The organism is Leptothoe sp. ISB3NOV94-8A, from assembly GCF_043421595.1.
Lineage (GTDB): Bacteria > Cyanobacteriota > Cyanobacteriia > Phormidesmidales > Phormidesmidaceae > Leptothoe > Leptothoe turfae.
This window is the reverse complement of sequence record NZ_JAXSQW010000001.1, coordinates 1,307,602-1,331,314: the sequence shown is the minus strand read 5'-3', so window position 1 is coordinate 1,331,314 and position 23,713 is coordinate 1,307,602. Positions and strand designations below refer to the sequence as shown.

The window sequence follows — 23,713 nt, the reverse complement described above, 5'->3', positions numbered from 1 at the left end:
AAGCACAATGGCTCTGGCAATCTTAAGGTGGCAAGACACGGACGACGACTATACCCACGTCGATATTGATATCGGAATTACCAATCGATATTACCGATATCAGATTGGCGATGAAGCGATCCGTCGTTTTAATGGCCTCAAGCAGTTAGAAGATCCAACCTTTATCTCGCCCCTAATGGGGCCGCTGCCAGAGGAAAGTTTGGGCCGTAAGACATTGGAAATTCCAAATGAGCAGTTTGATCGCAAACATCGTTATCTTCAACTCTTTAGTTTTCGAACGGCTCAGCTAGAAGGCCCCGCTCTTTCTGAAATTGTTCAGATCCCCGCTTTCGGTTTGCAACGTGAGCAGGATGATTCCCACAACGCTGTCTCCCTAAGTTTGGAGGACTCTATGCCATCACAAACCATCGAACAGCCTCCGGTTGAGGTGGTCGCTTTTTCCTATAAAGAAGCCTCTCCGGTGAGTACGGCCATGGCCTTCAAAGGCTTATCATCCGTCATTGGTGGCCTTAAAAAATTTGCCCCCCTGGCAAAAAAAGCTACGGCTGTTGTCACCAGTCCCCAGGCTCAGAACGCCCTGAAACAGGCAGGTACGTTTCTCAAGAACCCTCAAAATCAGCAAATGCTGATGAATGCAGGCACGTCACTCCTGTCAAAAACTGGGCTCACAGGACAGCAGCCCATGAATAACCAGGCGATGATGCAGCTCTTGATGAATTTTCTCAATCAGAGCGGTATGGCGGGTACGCCCCAGATGGGCATGATGCCAGGGGCAGGTACCATGCCTGCTATGACAGGAGCTAATCTAATGGGGGCTCAACAAAATCCAATGCTGGCGGCAGGAATGTTTCCAACCCAGCAAATGGGCTCTCAACGGCCCAACTCCTCGGCAGTGAATACAGCGATGTTGGCGCAACAACAGTTGCAGAAAAATCAGCTGCAACGATTCCCCACAGGGACTGCCAATCGCACTACTAACTTGAGTCGAGCCCGATCTTTTTCAACAGCCGCATCCGTCCCCTACAGTGATCAAATGGCCCTGCCAGCCTTGGCAGCCCTGCCGTCACTATTAGGAGGATTAGGTGGCGCGGGGGCAACGGGCGGAGCTTCGGCCCTGATGGGAGGTGCCAACATGAGCGGTTTGGTAACGTCCCTAATGCCTTTATTGCAGCAGGTCTTAACTCCTGAAACGGTGCAGATGATGATGCAAAACATATCCCCCACCAAGATGTTGGGGGCGGTCACCGACAGCGTCACCCAGGTAGCCAAAGTCAGTCTGGAAGATAAAAAACAAGATCAGCAGCACATTGAGAAATTAATCGCGAATGCAGACGATACTGCCATGGAAAAGTGGGCCTATGGAGCGGCGGTGGTCAATGCCCTAGCTTGGTCACCTGAAGTTGTTGACTATCGGCGGGTGGGTCGGGTGCGGCTGGACTTTATGGATGTTACACCCCTGATGCTCCACGGGCGTTCTCGGGTGCTCTACCATCAGGATCACGACATTGCTTTTCCCCTTAAGTTAGAAACACCCCGCCCGATCCGTAAGGGAATTCTCCAGATCCTGGTGAAGGATCCAGAGAGTCTGGAGATTTTGCTTGAGAAGAAGTACAAAGTTGACGATCTCACCAGTGGGCCGTTGGATGTGGTGCCCACCTTAAGGCGAGACCAGCTGGAACTGCTGGAACCCAACGAGGATTATTTAGTGACGGTGGTGCTGGCCTGGAAGGGGCGATCGCAACGAAACCCCAGCCCACGCCGCAAGAAACCCATGGGCACCAGCATGACCCAGATGATCACCCTGATGCGAGACTATTGCTTTAATCGCATTGAAGGTCAGTCGGAAACCGTTGCCCTCAATGATGTGGATCGCTATCGGTCTTACTGGCACAAGGTATGGCAGGGGCAACTCTCTAGTCGACGGCGTAGGTTGACCCTGGACTGTAAGTACTACTACACATTGGAACGCGATCGCACTGTCCTGGCCCGGATGGAAACCCTCTCCCGCATTCAACAGACCAGCGACACCCGTCAGGAAGGAAAACTCAAGGCTGGGATGATGCTCAACCCCGAGCGTTTGAACGAACTGCTCGGTCAAATCTCTGACCATGAGCCCCTCGACGACGAACAGTTAAACGCCCTGTTTAATACCGACAACATCAGTCTGTTCAATGCCCTGGCCCGCACTGAGGTCAAATTTAAAGGACGCAAAGGCAGCAGCGTTGCCCTGTGGGTCTATCCAGAGTTAAAGATACAGCGGATTTTGCTAAAGCAAGCCTCAGAGATTGACGAAAACGGTCATGTCACCGAGCTAGTAGAAGCTCCGGTGTATTTCCCCATGCCCACCAAGGCCCACTTTATCGGAGTTAGCGATGATGACTAATGCAAATTCTTCTCCAGACGACCTCACTGGCCATGAACAGTTTGAGGAGCTGGATCCGTTGTTGCCCTTTGCCGATCTCGTTCATAGCCTGACGGACTACGAAAAACAGCGGGTAAACTCTGAGACGGGGCAGGTATTAACGGTGGAAGCAATTAAGGTGGATATGCCCATCGAGTTGCGGGTCACAGTGGATGATGCCGGCCAGGTCACCCTCAAGGGGGCGGCTCCCACCCAGCGGACGACAACAACAGTCTTGCCAGTGTTTCATCGTATGCAGCTGCGCATAGTTGAGGATCACGGGGAGGAGCGCCATGGCCAGTAGTGGAAACAAATCCTGGAATTTAGAATCTTTTCTTGACTCCTTGATCTTTGAGTTAGACAAGGCTCAAGACACCCTGTCGGTCAAAGGGTTAAACCGTCGGTTGACCTATATGGTGCAAGACATGAACCTAGAATTACAGTTGTTTCCAGAGTTTGATGGCGATAATGTGCGTTTTACCACCGCCAAACCCGGCGAAAAGGGGGCCTCTAAAATCTCTTTCCAGTTGGGGTCCATCAGCGATAGCCAAATTCGTGAAGTCACTCGGCCACCGATCCAACAGGGAGAAACCTCCATTGATGAGGTGGACCTGCCCGAAACTGAGCGCAAAGAGTTAAAAAAACTAGGGATTAAATCCACCGAAGATCTGCGTCGAACAGTCCAAGATCGCAATGTGGACCTGGGCAAAGTCACCGAAAAGAAACTCAACTACGGTAGCTTAGCCAACTTAATTAACAAAGCCCATCGTCAGGAAAAGCCCCCCAGTGTGGCCAAGGCCAGTCTCTCTAAATCCCAGGGCGACACGGTTTTAACCTTAGAAGGTAACAATCTAGCCAGTGCTCAGTCGTTGGATCAGTTTCCGGCAGCGGTGATCAACGATCAGCCGGTGGAGATTCTCTCAGCCAGTGATAAGCAGCTCAAGCTTAAAGTTAAGCAGCAGCATCTGCAAGGTCAGGGAGGGAATCAGCTGAAAGTGGCGTTGGATCCCTACGCAGTATTTACGATGAATTTAGAATCGCAGGTGCAACCACCATAGGGATGGAATTTGGGGGATCGGTTAGTGGCAATAGCGGTTAACCCACCCCGCCTTTTGGGAAGCCCCATTTTGCTATTTGGGATAACACTTCTCGATAGAGAAGCTCTATTGATCCCAGGAGAGGGATTTAAACAGAGACCTTATTAAAATCTTGTTACTTAAATTTTGAACTTTGAATTTTCACTTTTGAATTCACCATGTCTGCCTACATGCCACCTAGCCACAATCGTCTGTTAGCCTTGGAGCAACACATTCGACCCCAGCAGCCTCGGGTCAGGCCGTCGCGCCAGTCTCGCTTAAAACAGCCCCAGCCCCGGTACTATCGAGAGCTGACCACTCCTAACTCAGCGTTACAATCGCCCCGGCAGCCACAAACTCAGCAACCCGCCGGTCCCTATCGTCAGCTGGCGGCCCAGCTTGGTCAGCGTTACTATACTCCCTCCCAGACCCACACATCAAAATCCGACCTCCCCACCATTTCCACTCCCATTAGCCCAGCCATTGTCGAAACCTTTGAAGCAACTCCAACAACAGTTGCCCAAAAACATCGTCGCCAAACCCTCAACTCCCTACTGACATCTCCCCCTTGGGCTGAGGTTTCGACGGTAAGCTCAGCCGAATTACTTAAGCCCAAGGGCTCAGCCGAACTGCGTCAGTCGAAGCCTTCCCCTCGCTCACCCAAACCAAACCCGACTGCTCCCCTAGCCAGCTATAAGTCCCTTGCCACTAGTATCCGCCAGGCAAGACTAGGTCTCTCCACTGCCACTTCAGAGCCCACAACTCCGGTTGAACAGCCTCGCTCATCTGCAATGAATTGGGCTATTGACGAGGTTCTTACAACAGAAGCTGATGCCTCACCAGTAGCATTGAATAGTGTTGTGCAACAAGATGTTATGGAAGTAGAGAGTACACAACAGCCTATGACAAGGGAGACAATAGCATTAGAGGATAGTCTGCAAAATCCCGTCAGCGATTTGCCATTAGAGAATTACTCAGGGAGTGCTCCTGACCATGGGCAGGATACCCAGTCGGATGTTCCGTCGATTGAGATCCAAGTAATCGAGATATTCTCTGATGGTCAAGATCAGTCTCCATGTGAGGCTATGTCACCAGAAGAGGCTTTATCTGAGGATGATATCCTAGCTTCGGCAGCTACGATTGACGTAGTGCCAGTAGTCACTGCCAACGATACCTTTAGTGAGGTTGCACCACCGTCATTCTCTCAACCAATCGCAGATGAGTCCATCACTGTTCCTAAGAATTCTTCTGATGTCCCTCAGCAGGCCCATGAGAAAAGTGTGACTGCTGTTACATCGGCCTCTAATGCGGCAGCAGGATTACGCAACAATATGTTGCTGTTGACCTATCAGCTGGCCTGTCCGCCACAACTAGTGAACTATATGGCCCAGCTAAAACACAAACGCCATAAAAGAAAACGTTCCACACAACCTCCACCAATTACATCACCATTTGCCTAAAAAGTATCTTAATCACCTAATTAAATCCCAACCTCTCGCCCTTTTTACTTTTTACTTGTCCCTTTTTACTTGCCCTTAGGTACTGGTCCCATGAGAAATCGATTGCTGGAGTTAGAACGAAAAGTATATACCTCTCCAGGTAAGCCGGGCAAACCACCAAGAAAACGTCGGGGTAAACGCCGACCAGGCTTGCCCAAACGAGGACCACGCCCCGTGGCAGCCCGGTGTCGTCGTCGAGTACGGGTGAGGGCACAATCATTTGACTGGGATGAACCCATCGAGCTGATCTACAACAGCGAGCGTGATTCCTATGTGGCCCAAGAACCCTATGCAGCCGCCCATGACTATGAGGACGAGGGCTATGACGAGGGTTATGAAGCCAGTGCCTTTGGCTTAGACGAGGACGATGGGGCCGAAGCTTTTGAAGTAGAGTCCTTTGAGGTGGATGAGGATGACGAGTCGGATACACCCGTTGGGCAAGCATTTTCTGCCATTGATCTCGATGAGGAGACATTGGCAGAAGATTTAGATTTTAGTGATCTGGATTCGGCACTAGAGCAAGAAACGCCAAGCAAGGCAATGAGTGATAGCGATTTTGCGGCGGATCTGCAGGCGATTATCACTGGTCAGAAAACCTATGACAAAGACCGTGGTGGCATGGTGAGCGCCAATCCAGATGAGCAACAGATGTCGACAGCTGCTGCGACAGATTCTACATCAGCTCTCCCTGACGACATCAGAGAGACAGCGGATAATCCCCACGATGTATTTTCTCAAATGGCTCAACACATGCCTCACAATCAGATGAACTCCACATCATTGCCCCTGGCAAAAAGTAAAGAGGACACATCTGACGATGAACAAAAACCTCATGATGTATTTGATCGCATGGGGCACAACATGAGTTATGCCAACTCATTTGATTTAGGCAGTATCTCCCTGGAGCAGCGCTTTGATGAATTTGATGACTTGTTAAACAAGGAGAAGACCATACAATCCACAGCTCAATCAGTTCTGATGGATGAGTTTGATGAATTGCTAGACAACGAGAAAAGAGCCCAATCCAGGGCTCAATCAGCTCAACTAGAGGAAGGGGCGAGTGCTCAGTCAGTCAGTGCGTCGTTAGCCTTAGATGAGGCCGCGTTAGAAGAGGATCTAGCACAGATGTATGGAGTGATGACGGAAGAGCGAGAACCTGAACTTCAAAAGACCACGCCTGAAATGCATAAGGCAATGCCTGAGCCGGATGAAACGACATCGAACGCAGAATCTCAATCGAGGATAGCACAGGAAACTGTTTCAGAACTACCCGAAGAAACCTCGAATGGGGAAACGGAGGAAACGAAGTGAATATTTCCTGTTTCAAGTTTTTAGCCGCAATTGCACACTAGCTGAGCTAAGCAATTTGATTAACAAAATTAATCCAAGTACCCATATCCAAACGAGAAAAAATTATCATGACTGACCTCTTTGACTTAGAAAACACTGTTGCTAAAGCAAAGCAACAAGCATCCCCAAAAATTGCGGACTCACAGTCATATAATGGCGGTTCTTCCACACAGAATACTTCAGGCAATCGCTTACTGGCTGTGCAACAAGAGCTAGAAAGAACTCAACTGAGACAATCTCATTTCAAAGTCCACCAATCAGACAATATTTCTAGTCAGCTATCTTTACAAACAGGTCATGGAGAGATTAGCCGTTATAGTCCAGACAAAGGTGTAGGTGCAATCAAGCACAAAAGTCCAAAGAATGGCGAATTTATGGGCCTGAAAACAGTTAAGTTCAAAGATGATAATATATCTGGTGATAGGGAAAAGCTGATTAAAAAAGGCACACTAGTCAAATACAGAATTGAGACAACTAAGATCAAGTACGGAGATGCTAACGTTGTTGGTAAATCTCTCAAGATTGATACTGCCCAAATTGCTCAAAGGCTAGTGGGTAAGAATGGAATTATAATGTCACTTCCAGGCGATAGTAGCTCCGGTAAAATTAAGCAAACTAACGGTACTATAGTCAGCTTTAAATGGGAGAACCTTCTTAACGGTGGACAACTAAAAATAGAATACGACGACGCAAATACTCGACCTAATATCAGGAAATATACGCAGGTTAGCTATCGAGTTGATCCAGACTCCCCTAATAAAGTTGCTGGCAAAACTCTTGAGTTCCGCAATGCAATGGTACGCCTAAATGCTCTACCGATTTTACTTGAGAGGCAGACTCAATTAGAAAGATACCTGAGCCATACTCAAGGAGTTGGTTTCGAGTTGGAGTGTGCAGATTTTTATTTAAATGGCGTGAAAGGGGTTACGAATCATGACACGTATGGAGACCCCGTAATCAGCACAACCCACTTCGCTTCAAAAATTGATGAAGGACTGTCTCTGGTTAACGCTGCAGATCGTTTACCTGTGATTCAGGTCGTGTTGGAAGAGAGAAAAGGTGGAGCCGATCCGCATATAGAAGTCGTCACTGCTCCTTTCCACGAGCGAGGCCTTTTAAGGCAACTCAAAAACTACATTAACAATACTGTTCTCGCAACAGCCAACGGCAACACTGCTGGAACTTGGGCAGCAGCCATACCCACACCAGGCCCACAAATTACAACCTTGTACCACGCTGGTGGCCCTGCTGTCCCCGGTGTTTCAAACCAGGTGAATCTAGCCTGGCAGCAAGACCCAGGCTATCCAGTGATGTTTAATAATCTGCGGTTAGCGAAGAAGAAAGCTGGAGCGCGGCTTATTCAGTGTAATGTGGATCTGTTTTTGGATCAATTTTATCTTGCACCAGCTTTCATCCGCTCCATGATTCATGGCAAGTCACATTTGAAATTCTATAATGCGGCCTGGCGAACGGTAGATGCCTGGAAGCATACCTATCAAAACTTGTTAAGACCCAATGATCCTCGCCATCATGTAGCTGGACTCCTCACCTATGCTTTATACCAAGCCTTTGCTGCACGAGCATACGGTGGCAATTCTAAAGAGTTTGTTCAACCGCTCATCAAGTGTGGCGTTGATGTCCTTGCCAGAGTGGGGTTAAATGCAGCTGAGCGAGGATTGCTTTTAGATATTGCTAACTTTGTGGTTAATGGCTATGATGCAGCTACATCAGCTGCAGGCGCTGCACCTGTGTTGGGAGCACTAGCAGCGCAAACAGCAAGGCGTAATGAGTTAATGACCCCGTTGAATAAGGAGCTTGAAGGAGCTTTCTCTGTGGACGAAGATGGCTTGGAAAAGGATGATTTAGAAGGGCCATTAGACGACGTCCGCTTTTCTTTCGCTACATGGTTTTTAGTCAAGCAGGAAGTTACAAAAATCATCTCCAACAATGTTGATCGAGGCAATGCAACTGACTTAGTCAGTTTATATCCGGGAGGCCCGACTAATGAACAGCTGAGAAATTCTGGGATAAACGATAACCAGGATCTTGACAACTGGATAGATGACATACAGATGACTGATTCAGGCGACAATCTCATTGATTTGTATGATTCTTCACGCAGAGTCAGGACATTAGGCGATAGTGTAGATTGGGATGGCGAAAGGAAGGGAGGTGCTACCACAGCTGGGAAGCATCTAAAGCCAAGATTGCATGTGGCTGCAAACAAAACAATAGTTGTGGTTGAGGTTAGAAAGAGCGAGGCGAAATTCAACAAGCGTATGTATCACAACTTGTAATCAAGATTAGCGCCTCCGTGGGAGTATCCGAATTTTTGTGTCAGTGCGGGCAGCTTGCCTGCGCATCCCCGTCTGATCGAATGCCACCCAGAGGGTCGGTATCAAAAATTGACTACTCTCCCCTTGGGGGGGTGCTAATCTGCGCAACTCAGCCTACTGGCTGTCTACCTCTATTAGTCAGGTAATGATGATGCCCCAGACACCTCACCCTTTTGGTCGAGCTTTGGATATCGATCCCTTAGACGATCTCGACGACCTCACTGAATCCGACTTAGACTCAGCCGATGAATCCAAGTCTCCCGTGTTGCTCAACGGTATGAAAATCCTCTTTGATAAAGCCGTTCCTGTTTCTCCTGTCAATTTGTTACCAAAAATATCACACAGACGCGATCGCACATAGGGTAGACATTGTTATCTTCTTATTCCTTGAGGACGCGGAAGCTTTAGACGGATTGAAAGGCTTCCAAAAAGCCTGCGTGAACAATCCTATTGTATGCGTTTGTCATGGCTGATAGTGCCTGAGAGGCGGTAGAGTCTGGGTTATGTGCATTGAGTATCCCTGTATATAACTGGCAAGCCATATAAGTCAAAATCAACCACAGGATGCAAAGGCCTAGTTTTTTGCATCGATACACCTTGCTGGTCCGTCCCATGCTATTCCTACAATAGGATGCCTTAAAAGAAAAAATGATAGTAAACCATGAAACCCTTAGCCTTATTTGGATTGCCCTGCCCTTATTTATAGGCTTCAGCATTTACCTGCTACCCAAATTAGATCGGGCTCTGGCCATTATCATTTCATTGGTTTCATTCGGCTATGGGTTCTGGCATGTGCTCAATCCGGACCCGGTAACGTTTCAACTATTAGATAACTTCGGCGTCAGCTTACTTATTGATGGTCTGAGCGGCTTCTTTATCCTTACCAATGCCGTTGTCACCACAGCGGTCATTCTCTACTGCTGGCAAAGTAACAAAGGCGCTTTCTTCTACACCCAAGCTATCATTTTGCACGGCAGCGTTAACGCCGTCTTTATTAGCGCAGATTTAATTAGCGTCTATGTTGCCCTAGAAGTCATCAGCATTGCCGGATTTTTGTTGATCGCCTACCCCCGCACTGACCGTTCCATTTGGGTAGGGCTGCGTTATCTATTTGTCAGTAATACGGCCATGCTGTTTTACTTGCTCGGGGCTGTGCTGGTCTATCAAACCAATAATTCCTTTGCCTTCACTGGGTTGGCAAACGCTTCAGCAGAGGCCATTGCCCTCATTTTTATCGGCCTTTTAACCAAAGGCGGCATCTTTGTTTCAGGGCTGTGGCTACCGCTCACCCACTCTGAATCGGAATCACCCATATCCGCTCTGCTGTCAGGCGTCGTGGTCAAAACCGGTGTCTTTCCCCTCGTCCGGTTTGCACTCATGTTGCCTGAGATTGACACTATCGTTCGTTTCTTTGGTGTGGCAACCGCGCTTTTAGGTGTGGGCTACGCTGTATTTTCTAAAGATACCAAGCGTATCCTGGCATTTCATACCGTTTCTCAGCTCGGGTTTATCTTGGCGGCACCAGCTGTAGGTGGCTTTTATGCCCTCACCCATGGCTTGGTAAAATCAGCCCTTTTCCTGATTACGGGCAAGTTGTCCAGTCGCGACATTAAGGTACTGAAGAAAAACCCCATCCCCACGTCTATATGGGTAGCGTTAGCCATCGCCAGTTTTTCCATCTCAGGTTTTCCCTTACTGGCAGGGTTTGGCGCTAAAGTACTGACTTCTAAGAATCTGGTGCCCTGGCAAGTGATCGGCATGAATATTGCGGCCTTAGGCACAGCCATCTCATTTGCCAAGTTTATCTTTTTGCCCCATGTTCATAATTCGGAAAAATCCGAAGATGGCCCCAATGCAGGTTTTTGGTCAGCCCTGGTAATATTGCTGGGCGGATTGGTGTTGGCAAATGGCCTTTATTATGAAGCTTACAGTTTGAAAAATGTTGTCAAACCCCTGATCACCATTGCAGCTGGTTGGCTAGCGTACTTGCTAATTTTTCAAAAGCTATCGATCAAATTTCCCCGTGTACCTGAGCAGTTTGACCATTTGATTGGGACCATGAGCCTGATGTTAACCTTCCTGTTTTGGATGGTGCTGGCATAAGTGTGGGCTGAATCTACTTCTGCGTAAACTCCCAAATGCCTTGCCAGTCGTCGGGAAGTCCCTGTTTTTGTAGCAGCTGCAACCGCTCTAGATAAAGCTGCACCGTCTTATCGGTGGGGTTCGCTTGGCAAACCTGTTCAAAACAGGCCTGGGCTTTGGTTAGCTGGCCCTGTTGATAAAAATTTAGAGCCTCTAAATATTGAGGTAGGGTTTTGAGCTTGTGGGCTCGCAGGGTCTTTTCTTCGGCATCCAGCACTTCGTAGACAGTGATGGGGGTGTGCCGACCTTTGACAATGGCACGATCAATCAGGCGCACTGGGTAGCGATCGCAATCCGTCAGCTTCCGCAGAACATCTTCTGAAACCAGCAACTGAACACCATAGTATTTGGTGAGTCCCTCCAGTCGGGCTGTGAGGTTCACATTGTCAGATAAGGCATCCCCTTGCATGCGATGGCTCTCACCCACAATGCCCACCATCATGCGCCCCACGTGAATACCCATGCCTACACTTAGGGGGATATGACCATGGGCCCGGCGATGTTGGTTATAGTCTCGCAATCGCTGGGCCTGGGCAATGCAGGCCTGCAGCGCATCATCCACCCCATCTGGGAAGACGGCCATTAAGCCATCGCCCATGTATTTCATAATCAGACCGTTGTGATTAGCAATTTCTGGGCTAACGTATCCCAAATAGGTATTGATAAAATTAAAGTTTTCCTGGGGTGTCATGGTCTCAGCCAGGGTAGTAAAGCCACGAATATCGGAAAACAAAATGGCCATTTCTTTGCTGACGTGATCCCCTAGCTGTAGATCAATCACGCTCTCTTTTTGTAAAAAATGCAACAGTTCCTGAGGAACAAAGCGACTGTACGCCTGCAATAGTTGTTCTAAATGTTGGTTAGTCTCCACCAATGTTTGTTCATGGTGTTTGACGGCTAACACTGTTTCTGTAAATACCTTGGCTAGATTACCTAGCTCATCATCACGCTGGGCAATTTTTTCTAAGTGTTGGGAGGTAAACACATTTTGTTGAACTGCTGCCGCTGCTGAGGTAACAATTTTCACCTGGTCAATGTAGCCTAGCATTTCCCGCTTTTGTTGATTGAGCGAATTTTCCAGCACGGTGGAATGTTCGGTCACAATATTAGCTAAGGCCTCTAAACTGTCACGTTCGCTCTGGACGAGCGCTAGTAAATCACGCAATCGCTTATTTTCTGCGGCAAGCTGTTGCAGCGATTGGCCGTCAAGGGCGTGATCATCAGAGTTAGAGGAAAGAACATTCATAGGGGAGAGCAGCACCTTTAGCCATGTTTACATGGATGCTAAAAAAATCCAGGAGTATTTACATAAGGACGACTCAGCCATTTGGCGGATTAGTCATGAATGCCAGATAATGGGGGTCGCAAAATACCTTATCGCACAGTGGAGCTACCTGGATCATTAGGGACCATGGTCCCATAGCGGAACACAGGCGTAGACCTTGGGAGTCCTATAAAGGGCGTTCCTTAAACAATCTAACGTGGGGGCCTGAATTCGCCAATTTAGAACCGGTACGGTGATGATGCGATCGCACAGTGGTTTGAATCAGCAGTTAACCTAAGGTGATAAATGGCACTGGGCTATCTATTTCTTAGTATTTTTTCCAGAGACGGAAAACTCAGGCAGTCAATTAATATTAATCTCAGGGTAATCGACGGTTCGTTTGCTCAGCCACGATAGCTGTCCCTGATCAGCCATGGTGATGGGCATAGCGCTTAGGAAGGAGCCAAAATCAAACGGACAATTAACCTTGGGACATTCCTGGTAAAGAAGCCATCAGTTATCCAGGTCCCCTGTTAGGGGGAAAACTCCGGTCCTCCCCCTTGGTAAGGGGGAGTTAGAGGGGGTGATGCAATCGTCATCGCCATTTTCGATCACTTGTGTGTACACCGTAGCTTCCGTAAGGGGGGCCTTCAACCGATATAGTCTGTTCGAGAAAACCCCTTACACAGTAGTGGGGAGGGACCTGAAACCATGGCTTTACCCACATCATCTAAGTCAGAATTCTTTGGTCAGTTCGTTAGTGAGCTACAGGAAAAAATCTGTATTGTTTTATGAGAGTGGAGAGTAGAGATTGGGGTTCTGGGGACAGGATATGATGAGGTGGCTTATTCCTTAGTTTCTCTTTCTAGTCAATGTCTGCTTCAGATGGTCAGTCAGGTTGGTCCCTGCTCAAGGGTATTCGTGGGTCGTTTTTAGATTTTATTGACGATCCCTTTTATCAGCCCGAGACAGACAGCCTTCGCTATATAGCCGATGGGCTACTGGTACTGGATAATGGCAAGATCAAGGATTTTGGCCATTATGCTGACATAAAAGCTAAATATGGAAATATTTCAATTATTGAATATGCCAATCGACTGATTATGCCGGGTTTTATCGATACCCACATCCACTATCCCCAAACTGGCATGATTGCCGCCTACGGAGAGCAACTCTTAGAGTGGCTCAATCAATATACCTTTCCGACAGAAAGCAAATTTAAGGATAAGGCCTACGCCCGAGAGGTGGCTGAGATTTTCTTGAATGAGCTGTTGCGCAACGGTACCACAACAGCCCTGGTCTTTGCCTGTGTTTTTCCACAATCTGTTGATGCCTTTTTTGAAGCCGCAGAGCGTCGTAATCTTTGTATGATTGCCGGTAAGGTGATGATGGATCGCAATGCGCCTGAAGTGCTTTGTGACACAGCAGAATCATCCTATCAAGAGACTAAAGCGCTGATCCAAAAGTGGCATAAACGAGGTCGGTTACATTATGCAGTCACCCCTCGATTTGCCGTCACCTCGACCGATGAACAACTGCGCTTAGCTGGGAAGCTCTTAGCAGAATTTCCAGATGTTTATCTCCACACCCATTTGTCTGAGAATGTGGATGAAGTGGCCTGGGTAAAACAGCTTTTCCCTGATTATGAGGGGTATCTGGATACCTATGATCAGGCCGGTTTAGTTAAGGAGCGTTCGGTTTTTGCCCATGGGGTGCAGCTAACCGATAAAGAATTTAAACGTCTGGCAGAGGCTAAATCCGCCGTTTCTTTTTGCCCCACATCTAACCTGTTTCTTGGCAGTGGTTTGTTCAAAATCGAACAGGCCAAGTCAAAAGAGTATCCTGTCAAAGTAGGGCTGGGAACAGATGTAGGGGCAGGCACAAGCTTTTCAATGTTGCAAACGGCGAATGAAGCCTACAAAGTCGCCCAGTTGCGTCGTCAAAAGCTGTCTCCTTTTAAAGCATTGTTCTTAGCGACCTTAGGTGGTGCCAGGGCGCTCTGCCTGGATGACGTCCTGGGTAATTTTGACATTGGTAAAGCTGCAGATTTTATTGTGCTGAATCCACGGGCCACACCGCTAATGGCCTTTCGTAATGCGTCTGAGGCCCCCAGTAATCTTCAAGAACTGGCCGATCGCACGTTTTCACTGATCATGATGGGGGACGATCGGGTGGTCGAGGCAACTTACATCTTAGGAGAACGGGTTTCAATCTGATTTGCCGTTACTGATTTAGGCCACCCATGGATTAGCGAGTGTTTACAGCCAGTTGCTTACCCAACTATAGGGAGCCCAGAAAGGGTGATTTGTGTGCTTTTGATTAAGCCAGTCATAAGGTACATAATTTTCCACTTTTGGAAAGTATCTGACCATCAGGTCCTTTACAGTACCAGTAGTTATTCTTATTCGAGTTATGTCAGATAGTGATCATCCAGTCCCTCACGCTGTCGATGTTTCAGATCAACAGGCTGTGTTAGAACATCGATTGTCAGAGCTAGAACAGGAAAAAAATGACCTACAGCTGATGCTGGATATGGCCCTTGAACACTCGGATACACTTTTAGATACCCTACGAGAAGAAAATCAAAAGCTGGTGCTACAACTGGAGCATGCTACAGGCTTAACTGATTTTGAAGAAGCGCAGAAAAATCAGTCAATAGAACAGTTTCAGCTTGTTGCAGAAGCGTTGCCAGTGGGGTTAATGATCGCTCGCCTTGTGGATGGGCATATTGTTTATGGCAATCCGACCATCTGTCAGTTTCTAGGAGTTTCTGTCGAACAGTTAGGGCAACAGAAAATAACAGATTTCTGTTCTGACCCAGGGGACTCTCAGCAGCTAATCATGGCCATGGTTAAGCAGCACACATTCAGTGGTCAATTCCGCTGGGCACAGCCTGATGGTAGCTCTCTTGATGCAACGGTTTCGCTTCAACCGTTTATCTTCAAAGATGAACAAACCATCCTTACTGTTATTCAGCCTGTAACAACATTAAGCTAGCAGCAGTCCAGGTCGCCACAGATTGGCTCGACACACAAAGGCACTGTAGTGACAAATTAACTGGCGTTGCAGTTCTTGAGGTTGACATTGGGCAATGTCGTACTTTGCGATCGCAACCGCAATTGATCGCGCATGTTGCTTGGGAATACCAATGTGGATCAGTTGTTGCCAATAGCTAGAACCCACTTCCTTAATCTTGAGAAACTGCTTGCACTCTGCTGACGTTTGAGGCACTGGCATGGTTGAATCTCCCTAGAAACACACTTGGTTTAAATCTCTTGCTTTGCGGAACAATGATGGGTTGAGTGCAAGTTCGTCAGCCGTAGGCTGTATTGCTCAACCTAAGTGTGGCTTAATTCAATGGAAAAATCTTTCCTTGGGTGGCAATTCGGAAATCTGTTTTTTCCAAATCTGGCAATTTATAGTCCATCGTCAAACAGCGACGATGTGCCCCCGTAGCAATTAATGAATCAAGCCTATTTTGCGAGCTTCAATCTCAATTTGTACCTTTAGATCTTTGTCAGGCTCATCACCAATTAGCAAAGCATCCTGAATACGCACCCAATAGTTGCGAATGGTGCGATCGCTAGTGCCCATGCGTTTAGCCACAGCCTTATCCGTCAGCCCTTCCTGAAACCTGAGCTGCAGCAGTTCCAACCATTTAGGATGAAACTCCGGTCGTGACTTTACCTTTTGGGGTAAATACACCGACCCCCGCATCGCAAAATCAATATAGTTAAGCATCTCCTGTAGCGGCAAAGACTTATCCATGGCAGCAAAGCCCCCCTCATAGCCTTTAATCATGCTCTTCAACCGCACCAGAGGATTAATATCCGTACTAAGCACCGCAATGTTCGGAGCTAGGGTGCTGGTCAATAATTTCTCCACGAGTTTAAGACCCACCTCTGGGGTAGCCACCTCACCGGATGCATGGGGAATGCTCAGATCAACCACCATCAGCCCAGGTTGTACCTGTTGCATCTTCTGAATCGCCGCCCCATAGTCTTGGGCCGTAAAAATATCTGCCCAGGGATAGGCCTTTTGTAAAGCAGGCACCGTACCCTGCAACACAGCTTCATGGTCATCAACGACCAAAAAACATTGCTTTCTTGACATGTCTTCGCCTAAATCCATAGTGTTGCCCGATGGTATTTGGCATCACCATACTGGAGTAGAAAGGTGGGTGCAGCAAAACTGACAGCAAATTTTACCTATCTAGCAAGCCACAACCTCCATTTCCTACCCCATAAGCAAGACGATGCCCTGTGATGGAGTTACGTTCTAAAGCAAGAAAACTCAAAGATCAGAATTTCCAAGATTAGCAACCTAAAAACCAAAAACCAAGAACTAAAAACCAAGAACCAAGAACCAAGAACCAAGAACTAAAAACCAAAAACCAAAAACCAAGAACCAAGAACCAAGAACCAAGAACCAAGAACCAAGAACTAAAAACCAAAAACCAAAAACCAAGAACTAAGACGGCCAAACCAACTCACACCACATCCCCTGGGGCACATTACATCGGCGCTGGAATTTCCCAGACAGAGATTTAGCCAGTCGTTGGGCTTGATGCGTGCCCTGCTGGTCAGATGTGGAGAGCCCTTTTTCCTCAGTAAGGCCCTGGCCATTGTCCACAATGCTCAGATAGTGGCTATCTTGATGGCGTTCACACAGCACATCTAATCGGGTTGTACCTAAGGCATGTTTACCCACATTACATAGGGCCTCTTGCAAAAACAGACAGAGGCCCCGTTTCTGGTCCAGGGATAAGGCTGCCGTCGTCAGCGAGCTAAAGTCTGGCGTGATCTGAAACAGAATGGTCTTAAACCCAGGAAAGTCTCTTTCTAAGGTATGTTCAAAGGTTTGCAATAGTAACCCCGGTAAATCTTCACTCAGGTCTAAGGTCAAGCCACCTTCTAGACAAAGAACTTCATGATGATTATCCACAGCCCCCCGCATGGATTGATAGATGCCCCGCAGATCGGTATTGACTTTTTGGAGTTGCGATCGCAACTGTTCATCCGAAAACGAACTAATATCCGTCCGTAGCAGAACCGCTAATTCTTGCAATGGACCATTGTGCACTGCCTCGTAGGTCCGTTCGATGGTGAGCGAACGCTGCTCTAAAACCTGCCGGGCCAACGCCATCGCTTCTTCCTGCGCCTGCTGACGCTCAGCAATCTCCCGAGCCAAATTCTGATTCGCCGCTTCCAACTCGGCGGTGCGCTGTTTCACCCGCTCTTCTAATACACCATTCAACTCCCTGACATGGCGTTCAGCCAACTGTAGCTCATGCTCCAATAGGGTGGAATGCTCCACAACCGTATCGAGCATGATCTCTGCATCGTGCTTTTGAGCCTCTAACGCCTGTAGTTTCTGGGTTAAATCCTTAACCAACACCAATAGGTCGTCGCGGCTAGCATCCTCAAAAGATGAAGGCATAGGCATCTAAACGGGCCAGCGTCACAGCAAGCTAACACCTACATTACCAATACCGAGAAATATAGCGGTTGTGCACCGCCTAAACACTCGCTTTACTGCCCCTGCCAAGTTTTTCCTCAAAACCTAACCATCTACACCAGCAACCACCATAGACCGGCATATCCAGTAAAAATTAAGACAAAAAAAAATCCCTCAGCATTAACTGTGAGGGATATGTCAAGGTTCATCTACTCATTCACACTTTCTTAAAGACCCATAGCCATCCGGAAAGTTTTGACCATTGTGTAAAGAAATCGCCAATTTTCAATAAATCCAAAAAAATTGAAGTGTATTGATGCTACTGACCGGCACCATCCAATGAACCCTCAGGCGTCTGACCAGACCGGACAAATTCTGCCTGTTCGAGAATCAGCGAAGCAAAGTCCCCTTGCCCGTTCGCCCCATAAAGCTGAGCTGCTTTTTCATAGTTATCCACAATGTCTGCCCGAACGTCTGTCGGCAAACTGCCAGGCCCCGCAAACGATTCACCTTGCAATAACGCCTGTTGACGTAGCAAAGCATCAGCTCGACCCAAATAGGCATTTGGATCCTCAGGCATTAGAACGATGGCTGCCGAATAGGCCTCAGCCGCCTCACCATAGTCCTCAGACTGCATTAACTCTAATGCCCGATCATAAACCAGCTGATAGTCAGAAGCAGATTTGACCGAGAGGCGATAATTCCCCCCAAACTGTCCATAGAACGAGCCTGCTAGCAATGTATATTCACCATCTTCAGGCAACTCTGCCACAATCGTTGCCTGGGGAGTCCCGTTATAGTCGTCATTCTGTTCCAGAATTTCCCCAGCTGGATTTAATAGCGTGACAAACGTATCAAACTCCTCGCTCACCATCTCGATAATGATGGCTTGACCGGCTTCAGCCGTAAACGTATAAGTATCTTGCTGCGGTTGAAACTCAACCTGCTGCTCGTCAAGCAGGGTTTGAGCCGCAACCGGGGTAGCTACAGCCGTACACACCACTAAGGCTGTCCCCGCGTAGATTGCCCGTTGAGCCAGTTTCAATAATCTACCGAGTCGTCCACTAGACTCGCGATGTATCTGACGACCCATTAAACTGAGTATGAAAAAGCTAGGCATAGAACTCCTTAGCGCTGCCCACAGCAGCAATTATGATTAGTAATGCATCACGATAGCGGAAATTTTCCATCTAAACCCATGGTGCCCTGGCAAAAAATCTTAGGTATTAGCATCAGCTGTCTCGGACTCTGGTCTCACCTCAGCACTAATGGATTAGCACAATCCATTAGTCCAGCTATCATGCCCGCTGACGAGCAGCCTGTAGCAAATCCTGCTACCACTTCGGGAGTCAATATAGACCAAATTGTGCTGCCCCCCGCTGACGATGTGCCAGAAGAAATATTGAGAACTGAAATTATCTTTGAAGCCCGCTCGCCATTAGATGGCGCACCCTTATCACCCGCTGACTACGCCCAACTCCATTCAGAGCTCGCCACACGCCAAACCGTCCTCACCCTCAATTCTGACATTCGCTTCATCATTCTGCTATTGCAGGCCCGCCGTGCCTTTAAACCAGTGATTCCGTTTTTGCCATAAATTTTGGGGAGTAGGGCATGGGGTTAGAGAATGAGGGAACTGCCAAAACAACTTTTCTTAGAAAATCAACCTAGCACTTGTTTTTACATAACTTAATCAAGCTATTGTTTGAGATATGGCTTAATGCTACTTTTTTCACACATACGGGCTTTTGCGCAGGGCATTCCCTTCTGGCCTGACCTAATGAAAAGGCAACGTCATATCCAGAAATCATATGGAAATGCTTATGGAGTTGCCAATGGTTTAATCAGTCAGAATCTACGCAAAAGCTATGGCTAAGCAATCTAGGTCAGTTCCCACCGAAATAGCATCCCAGCTCGCCTCGGCAGAGTTAGCCATCCTGCAAGAAGCCCTCGATCATTTTGATGGCAGCTACCGCAGTCTGATGGACCATCTAAAATCCCTCAATGCGCCCCAGGTGGTTTACATGATGGTCAACGGTGCGGCTAAGTTTGAGATGGGTAAGCCCCGTAAGGACGTGGACTTAGGAAATGCTGAAGAAATGAATGTATGGGGTGATGGCTATACCCTCACTGAAGAGTCAATGGATGACCTGTCTGACCCTCGACAGACCACAGCTGATGCATTTGTGATGGCCAAGCGGTTGAATGGTTGGTTACCCTGGGAATAGGAGGTTGATACCATGCGATCTCAAGACCCAAACCCCATCACCCAGCTTAACCAGTTGGAACACCATGATTGGCTAGAAGCAGAGCCGCTAATCTTCCAGTGTTTTGAGCATGGGTTGTTTCAATGGACCAATCCCAAGTTTTTGTACTTTCTAGACAATGTTGTCATTGGTTTGCTTACCCTGCATCGGCATGAGCATCGGCAGCTACGGGGTGTGGTCTATGCCCGAGTGATTGAGGAAAAGATGCCCGTTGGCATTGATGATGGTTTACGGGATCGGATGGTTGCGATCGCAGAGGGTAAACCCCCAGCGGCCAGGCTAAAGAAGAATGGTTGGCATGGGCCGAGTTGTTCGTGGCCATCATATCGGGCTAACCTATGGAACGGTCGTGCTTTTTGGATCATGCAGCATCGGCAGCAGGACAAGAAATTAACCGTTAGCCTACTGCGAAGTAGGGCTAAACTTAAGCGAGAAAAGCGTGATGCTTCGTAGATTTGTTATGGATGAGTATGCGATCTCAGGAATAGCATTTTTGCCAGAAAACAACCATGAAGCATCCTTAGTAATGGGAAGAAGAAGACCTCAACGCGCTTATTACAAAATGAGTGCAGGTAAGAAGCAACAGAAAAGGAGACTATTCAAACAGATTTAAAAGATTTTCAGCTTTTCTAAAAAGTTCATCAAAAGAAATAATGGAAATGTTTTTTAGCTCACTTCGAAAAAGTTCAAAGGCATCTCTTTTCTCAGGGGATGTTAACTCCAAGCTTATATTCCCACCTAAGATCAAGCAGGTAGGGTTAAACGCATTAATCTCTTCATCAGTTTCACGTCTATGATCATGACTCAGGTGAACAAAAGATTTAAGTAATCTATCTCTATACGCTAGCATTTGACCTACTACACCCGATAGTTCAGGAGATATACCATATGTATTTCTATATTTTTTGCCTAAAAGCTTAGTTCCTGGAGTCTTTATTTCCAGTAAGACGACATTCTCGGTTAAACTATTCTTCAAAAGAAAATCGACTTCTCTGCCTCCCTTCTTGGTAAATCTCGTTCCGCCTACAAATGCCTTATCTTGAAATATTACTACTGGATAAGGAAAAACTTGACAAATAAAAGCAGGGTTTTCAGATAATTTGGTTTGCCAGAATTCTTCATCATTACAAGTCTTATTTTGGTTCCAAATATTTAGAATTCGCTTGAGAGCATTGACTTGTGAACCTTGCCAGAAAGTATTGATGAATCCATCATCACTTAAAAATAACGCATGGTACATCCAGAAAGTCCAGTACATAGAAAATGCTGATTTTCTAGTTTTTTCCTCTTGAAAAGATTGCTTTGTTTGAATTAAATTTCTAAGCAAATAAAATGCTAAATATTCTCTTTTATCTTCATTTTCATCAAGATAGCTCTCAATCTCTCCAATATCTATAGAACTCCTTTCCCATACAAAATCTTTTAATTTAGGACTTTCTCGCAGAGTAGTTTCTGCGTATGTTTCATATATTTTCAGTAGTCTATCTAGCTCTTCAGGAGTATTGGGACAACCAATAGCCAATCGAGCTTTCAATAGCTCTAAAGTACCTTGTTTATTCAGTTGAAGGGAAGTTCCACTTCTTTGTGTTAATCTTTCTAACCATTCAGGTAAAGATGTATTTTCTTTAAATTCTTCCATATTTCGACTTTTTGCCTAAACATCAGAAAGTGATTCTACCGGATTATTTCAGACTCCATTGATCCGCTGGTTCGACAACTAACTTCTGAGTTTTCCAGTGGTCAAGAACGTAATCTAGATATTCCGGGTTAGTGATCTAGTACCTGGCAACCCTCGCCCCACCGCAGCCGATAGTAATGTTTACCGTGGCTTGGATACTTAATAAATTCCAAATCACTCAGCATTCTCGCTAATGAAGCTTGCGCCCCGACAACATCACTTGTCATCGCTGTAGCCCAAAATCTGGTCGATAGCAGTCTCCGTCTTGCCTAAAAATTTTCTTAGTTCTGTCAACAGTCGTCGGAGAACCAATAACTGTTGACTACGAGTTCCCCCGGCGAACCTACCGGTATGGCCCCCCTGCCTATTTGTTCCAATAATTCAGACACACTGACCCCATAGGAGTCAGCCATATCCATCAAACCCTGTTTGCCATCCGGCGAAAGGGAAGCATTCAGACGTTCAGTTTTCGGCTGACCATGTTCACTATGTCCAGCTTTCGGCATCTTCAAGAGCCTAATGAAGAACGCCCATATTATACGCATAAACCTGGGAAACCTAATGCTGCAACTGCTTTCGTATTTACACAAATACGTTTGCTTCTAACTCTTGCATTATACACAAGATAAATATTATATTATGCGTAATATAGCTCAAGGGGCCCTCTTTATAGGACATCAAAAAAAGACAGGATCTAGCGCCGCCTGACGAGTCCTCTAGGGTTCAGAGGACGAAACCTCACAGATGCGAGGTCGCGGACTGAATCGCATGGTCTTAAACAGAACACGACCTGGTATGGGTTTCTTGTTACGCCGGACCATTTATCAAAAACACAGCAGCTTGTTATTCCATACCGTGACTAGACGATAAGGAATGGGTTCTCTATGAAAATTGTTGGGTGTGACTGTGGCAAAGACAGTCTTTATGTTTGCGTGCTCGATCAAGTACCACAAGACTTAAAGTCCTTCAGCAGAAGCTATAGACCAAATGTTGTTAAGGCCAGTAAGGAGGGCATTGACTGGCTGTTAGAGCAAGATGCTGATTGTTATGTTCTAGAACCTACTGGCTCTTATTCGTATCTTTGGATTGACCAGCTCAAGAAGCATGGAAAAGACGTCAGACTTGTCAGCCCAATTCGAGTCAGAGCTTATTGCCGTTACAAAAATATTTTTAATAAGGCAGATAAGCCTGATGCGGCTGCGATCGCATCCTATTCACTCGAAAACTATAGCGATGCCCACGCATTTCTAGGCACTGAACAAATGGAGCTGAGAGAACTGTATCTCTCACTGAAAAATACCGTTCGCAACCGTAACCCTTTAGCCAATCGACTAGGACAGCGGCTGACCTATGAATGCCCCGAAATAGCCCCTACAGTTGAAAAATGCCAACGCCCCTGGATGGACGAAAAGCCCCCAGCAATTCTTAGACGTGTAGCAGAGGAAGGCGAAGATAGAGCCCCCTACTGGAAGCAGCGACAGGAACGCATCGAAAACACAATCGGACGCGGATTAAGTCGGCACACTAAAGAGTTAGCCAAGGAACTCTGCAACTTCCACAGAATGGAATACTCACTTGAGTTGCAGATAGCCGAACTAATGTCGAATGAAATATTCGCTAAATACCAATCCATATTCGATCAGTTCTGCCTGCCACCCAAAACCAGAGCAGCCATCCTAGGAGCTATCTACCCCTTCGAATCATTTTTGAATGAGCACAGCAGACAGATTATCGAATACATCCCCGGCGATTTCAGCAAACGCAAGGACAAGCTAACCAAACGAAACCGCAGTGAAGCAAGTTTCAAACTAGCCCTTGGTATAGGAAAAGTACAGGTTCAGTCCGGCAAAAAGCTCGAATGGAAGGCTGGAGGACCCAAGCATGTACGTACTGCAATATGGATATACATATCAGTCGTAATTGTGATCCTCGGCAAAAATAATAAGGCTAAGCAGAAGGATATAGAAAAGCTTGTAGATTCACTAGGCAACTCAAAACAGAGTCATTGGCTGAATAATGAACTTGTCAGAGCCACAGCTGAGTATATGGAGATACCTAGACATGTGGCATCTCTAAGACTGCACTATAAGTTCGCCAGATCCAATGAAAAGGATAAACTCCGTAGAGCAGCAACAGCCTCCAGATTTGTGCGCAGTCTCTATAAAGAGCTCGTCAAAGAATTTGCCGTAAAGTAATGTAAAGTGAGAGGCAATTGTAGGTTAACGCTCCACAGATCTAGCTAT

21 protein-coding genes are annotated in these 23,713 nt (G+C 47.0%); 14 read left to right on the top strand and 7 right to left on the bottom strand.

Annotation, left to right across the window (positions count from 1 at the left end):
- Window positions 1-7 precede the first annotated feature (7 nt).
- From SPB21_RS05810 to SPB21_RS05775, 8 genes are all read left to right on the top strand, one after another.
- On the top strand, window positions 8-2,383 hold the full coding sequence (locus SPB21_RS05810) for a hypothetical protein (RefSeq protein WP_499865929.1): 2,376 nt from the start codon (window positions 8-10) through the stop codon (window positions 2,381-2,383).
- On the top strand, window positions 2,373-2,705 hold the full coding sequence (locus SPB21_RS05805) for a hypothetical protein (RefSeq protein WP_163697827.1): 333 nt from the start codon (window positions 2,373-2,375) through the stop codon (window positions 2,703-2,705). Before SPB21_RS05810 ends, SPB21_RS05805 begins: the two co-directional genes overlap by 11 nt.
- Entirely contained in the window at window positions 2,695-3,459 is a 765-nt protein-coding gene (locus SPB21_RS05800; RefSeq protein WP_499865927.1) for a hypothetical protein, read from the top strand. Before SPB21_RS05805 ends, SPB21_RS05800 begins: the two co-directional genes overlap by 11 nt.
- Window positions 3,460-3,656: 197 nt before the next feature.
- Complete coding sequence (locus tag SPB21_RS05795; RefSeq protein WP_499865925.1) at window positions 3,657-4,937, top strand: hypothetical protein; 1,281 nt, start codon at window positions 3,657-3,659, stop codon at window positions 4,935-4,937.
- 90 nt (window positions 4,938-5,027) lie between these two features.
- A complete protein-coding gene (locus SPB21_RS05790) occupies window positions 5,028-6,287 on the top strand; it encodes a hypothetical protein (protein WP_499865923.1) in 1,260 nt (419 codons plus the stop codon).
- A 107-nt stretch (window positions 6,288-6,394) separates the two neighbouring features.
- A complete protein-coding gene (locus SPB21_RS05785) occupies window positions 6,395-8,623 on the top strand; it encodes a hypothetical protein (RefSeq protein ID WP_499865921.1) in 2,229 nt (742 codons plus the stop codon).
- A gap of 184 nt (window positions 8,624-8,807) precedes the next feature.
- On the top strand, window positions 8,808-9,023 hold the full coding sequence (locus SPB21_RS05780) for a hypothetical protein (protein ID WP_036019430.1): 216 nt from the start codon (window positions 8,808-8,810) through the stop codon (window positions 9,021-9,023).
- A 287-nt stretch (window positions 9,024-9,310) separates the two neighbouring features.
- On the top strand, window positions 9,311-10,765 hold the full coding sequence (locus SPB21_RS05775) for a cation:proton antiporter (protein ID WP_499865919.1): 1,455 nt from the start codon (window positions 9,311-9,313) through the stop codon (window positions 10,763-10,765).
- Between the two features lie 13 nt (window positions 10,766-10,778).
- On the opposite strand, the gene SPB21_RS05770 is transcribed toward SPB21_RS05775, so the two are convergent.
- Window positions 10,779-12,050: an adenylate/guanylate cyclase domain-containing protein gene (locus SPB21_RS05770; protein ID WP_163664391.1), complete on the bottom strand. Its 1,272-nt coding sequence runs from the start codon at window positions 12,048-12,050 to the stop codon at window positions 10,779-10,781.
- Window positions 12,051-12,940: 890 nt separating this feature from the next.
- On the opposite strand from SPB21_RS05770, the gene guaD reads away from it, so the two are divergent.
- The gene (gene guaD / locus SPB21_RS05765; RefSeq protein ID WP_499865917.1) at window positions 12,941-14,284 is read left to right on the top strand and encodes a guanine deaminase; all 1,344 of its coding nucleotides are present in this window, start codon (window positions 12,941-12,943) and stop codon (window positions 14,282-14,284) included.
- A gap of 196 nt (window positions 14,285-14,480) precedes the next feature.
- Window positions 14,481-15,065: a PAS domain-containing protein gene (locus SPB21_RS05760; RefSeq protein WP_499865915.1), complete on the top strand. Its 585-nt coding sequence runs from the start codon at window positions 14,481-14,483 to the stop codon at window positions 15,063-15,065.
- On the opposite strand, the gene SPB21_RS05755 is transcribed toward SPB21_RS05760, so the two are convergent.
- From SPB21_RS05755 to SPB21_RS05740, 4 genes are all read right to left on the bottom strand, one after another.
- Complete coding sequence (locus tag SPB21_RS05755; RefSeq protein WP_163664398.1) at window positions 15,057-15,305, bottom strand: hypothetical protein; 249 nt, start codon at window positions 15,303-15,305, stop codon at window positions 15,057-15,059. The genes SPB21_RS05760 and SPB21_RS05755 overlap by 9 nt on opposite strands.
- A gap of 222 nt (window positions 15,306-15,527) precedes the next feature.
- Window positions 15,528-16,181 carry a response regulator transcription factor gene (locus SPB21_RS05750; protein ID WP_250564933.1) on the bottom strand — a complete coding sequence of 218 codons (654 nt, stop codon included), beginning with the start codon at window positions 16,179-16,181 and terminating at the stop codon, window positions 15,528-15,530.
- 357 nt (window positions 16,182-16,538) lie between these two features.
- A complete protein-coding gene (locus SPB21_RS05745; protein WP_163664402.1) occupies window positions 16,539-17,507 on the bottom strand; it encodes a sensor histidine kinase in 969 nt (322 codons plus the stop codon).
- 337 nt (window positions 17,508-17,844) lie between these two features.
- Window positions 17,845-18,645, bottom strand: coding sequence for a pre-peptidase C-terminal domain-containing protein (locus SPB21_RS05740; RefSeq protein ID WP_163664404.1), 801 nt, complete (start codon window positions 18,643-18,645; stop codon window positions 17,845-17,847).
- A 42-nt stretch (window positions 18,646-18,687) separates the two neighbouring features.
- Here SPB21_RS05740 and SPB21_RS05735 point away from each other — a divergent pair, with 42 nt between their 5' ends.
- The 3 genes from SPB21_RS05735 to SPB21_RS05725 all read left to right on the top strand — a co-directional run bounded on the left by SPB21_RS05735 (window position 18,688) and on the right by SPB21_RS05725 (window position 20,245).
- Window positions 18,688-19,122, top strand: a complete 435-nt coding sequence (locus SPB21_RS05735; protein WP_250564934.1) for a hypothetical protein — start codon at window positions 18,688-18,690, stop codon at window positions 19,120-19,122.
- Window positions 19,123-19,393: 271 nt separating this feature from the next.
- Complete coding sequence (locus SPB21_RS05730; protein ID WP_499865912.1) at window positions 19,394-19,753, top strand: hypothetical protein; 360 nt, start codon at window positions 19,394-19,396, stop codon at window positions 19,751-19,753.
- Window positions 19,754-19,765: 12 nt separating this feature from the next.
- The gene (locus SPB21_RS05725; RefSeq protein ID WP_499865910.1) at window positions 19,766-20,245 is read left to right on the top strand and encodes a hypothetical protein; all 480 of its coding nucleotides are present in this window, start codon (window positions 19,766-19,768) and stop codon (window positions 20,243-20,245) included.
- Window positions 20,246-20,387: 142 nt separating this feature from the next.
- Here the strand turns inward: SPB21_RS05725 and SPB21_RS05720 are convergent, their stop codons facing one another.
- Entirely contained in the window at window positions 20,388-21,431 is a 1,044-nt protein-coding gene (locus SPB21_RS05720) for a Shedu immune nuclease family protein (RefSeq protein WP_499865908.1), read from the bottom strand.
- Window positions 21,432-21,760: 329 nt separating this feature from the next.
- Entirely contained in the window at window positions 21,761-21,976 is a 216-nt protein-coding gene (locus tag SPB21_RS05715; protein WP_499865907.1) for a hypothetical protein, read from the bottom strand.
- A gap of 378 nt (window positions 21,977-22,354) precedes the next feature.
- Between SPB21_RS05715 and SPB21_RS05710 the strand changes: the two genes are divergently transcribed.
- A complete protein-coding gene (locus SPB21_RS05710) occupies window positions 22,355-23,665 on the top strand; it encodes an IS110 family transposase (RefSeq protein WP_499865905.1) in 1,311 nt (436 codons plus the stop codon).
- Window positions 23,666-23,713: the final 48 nt, after the last annotated feature.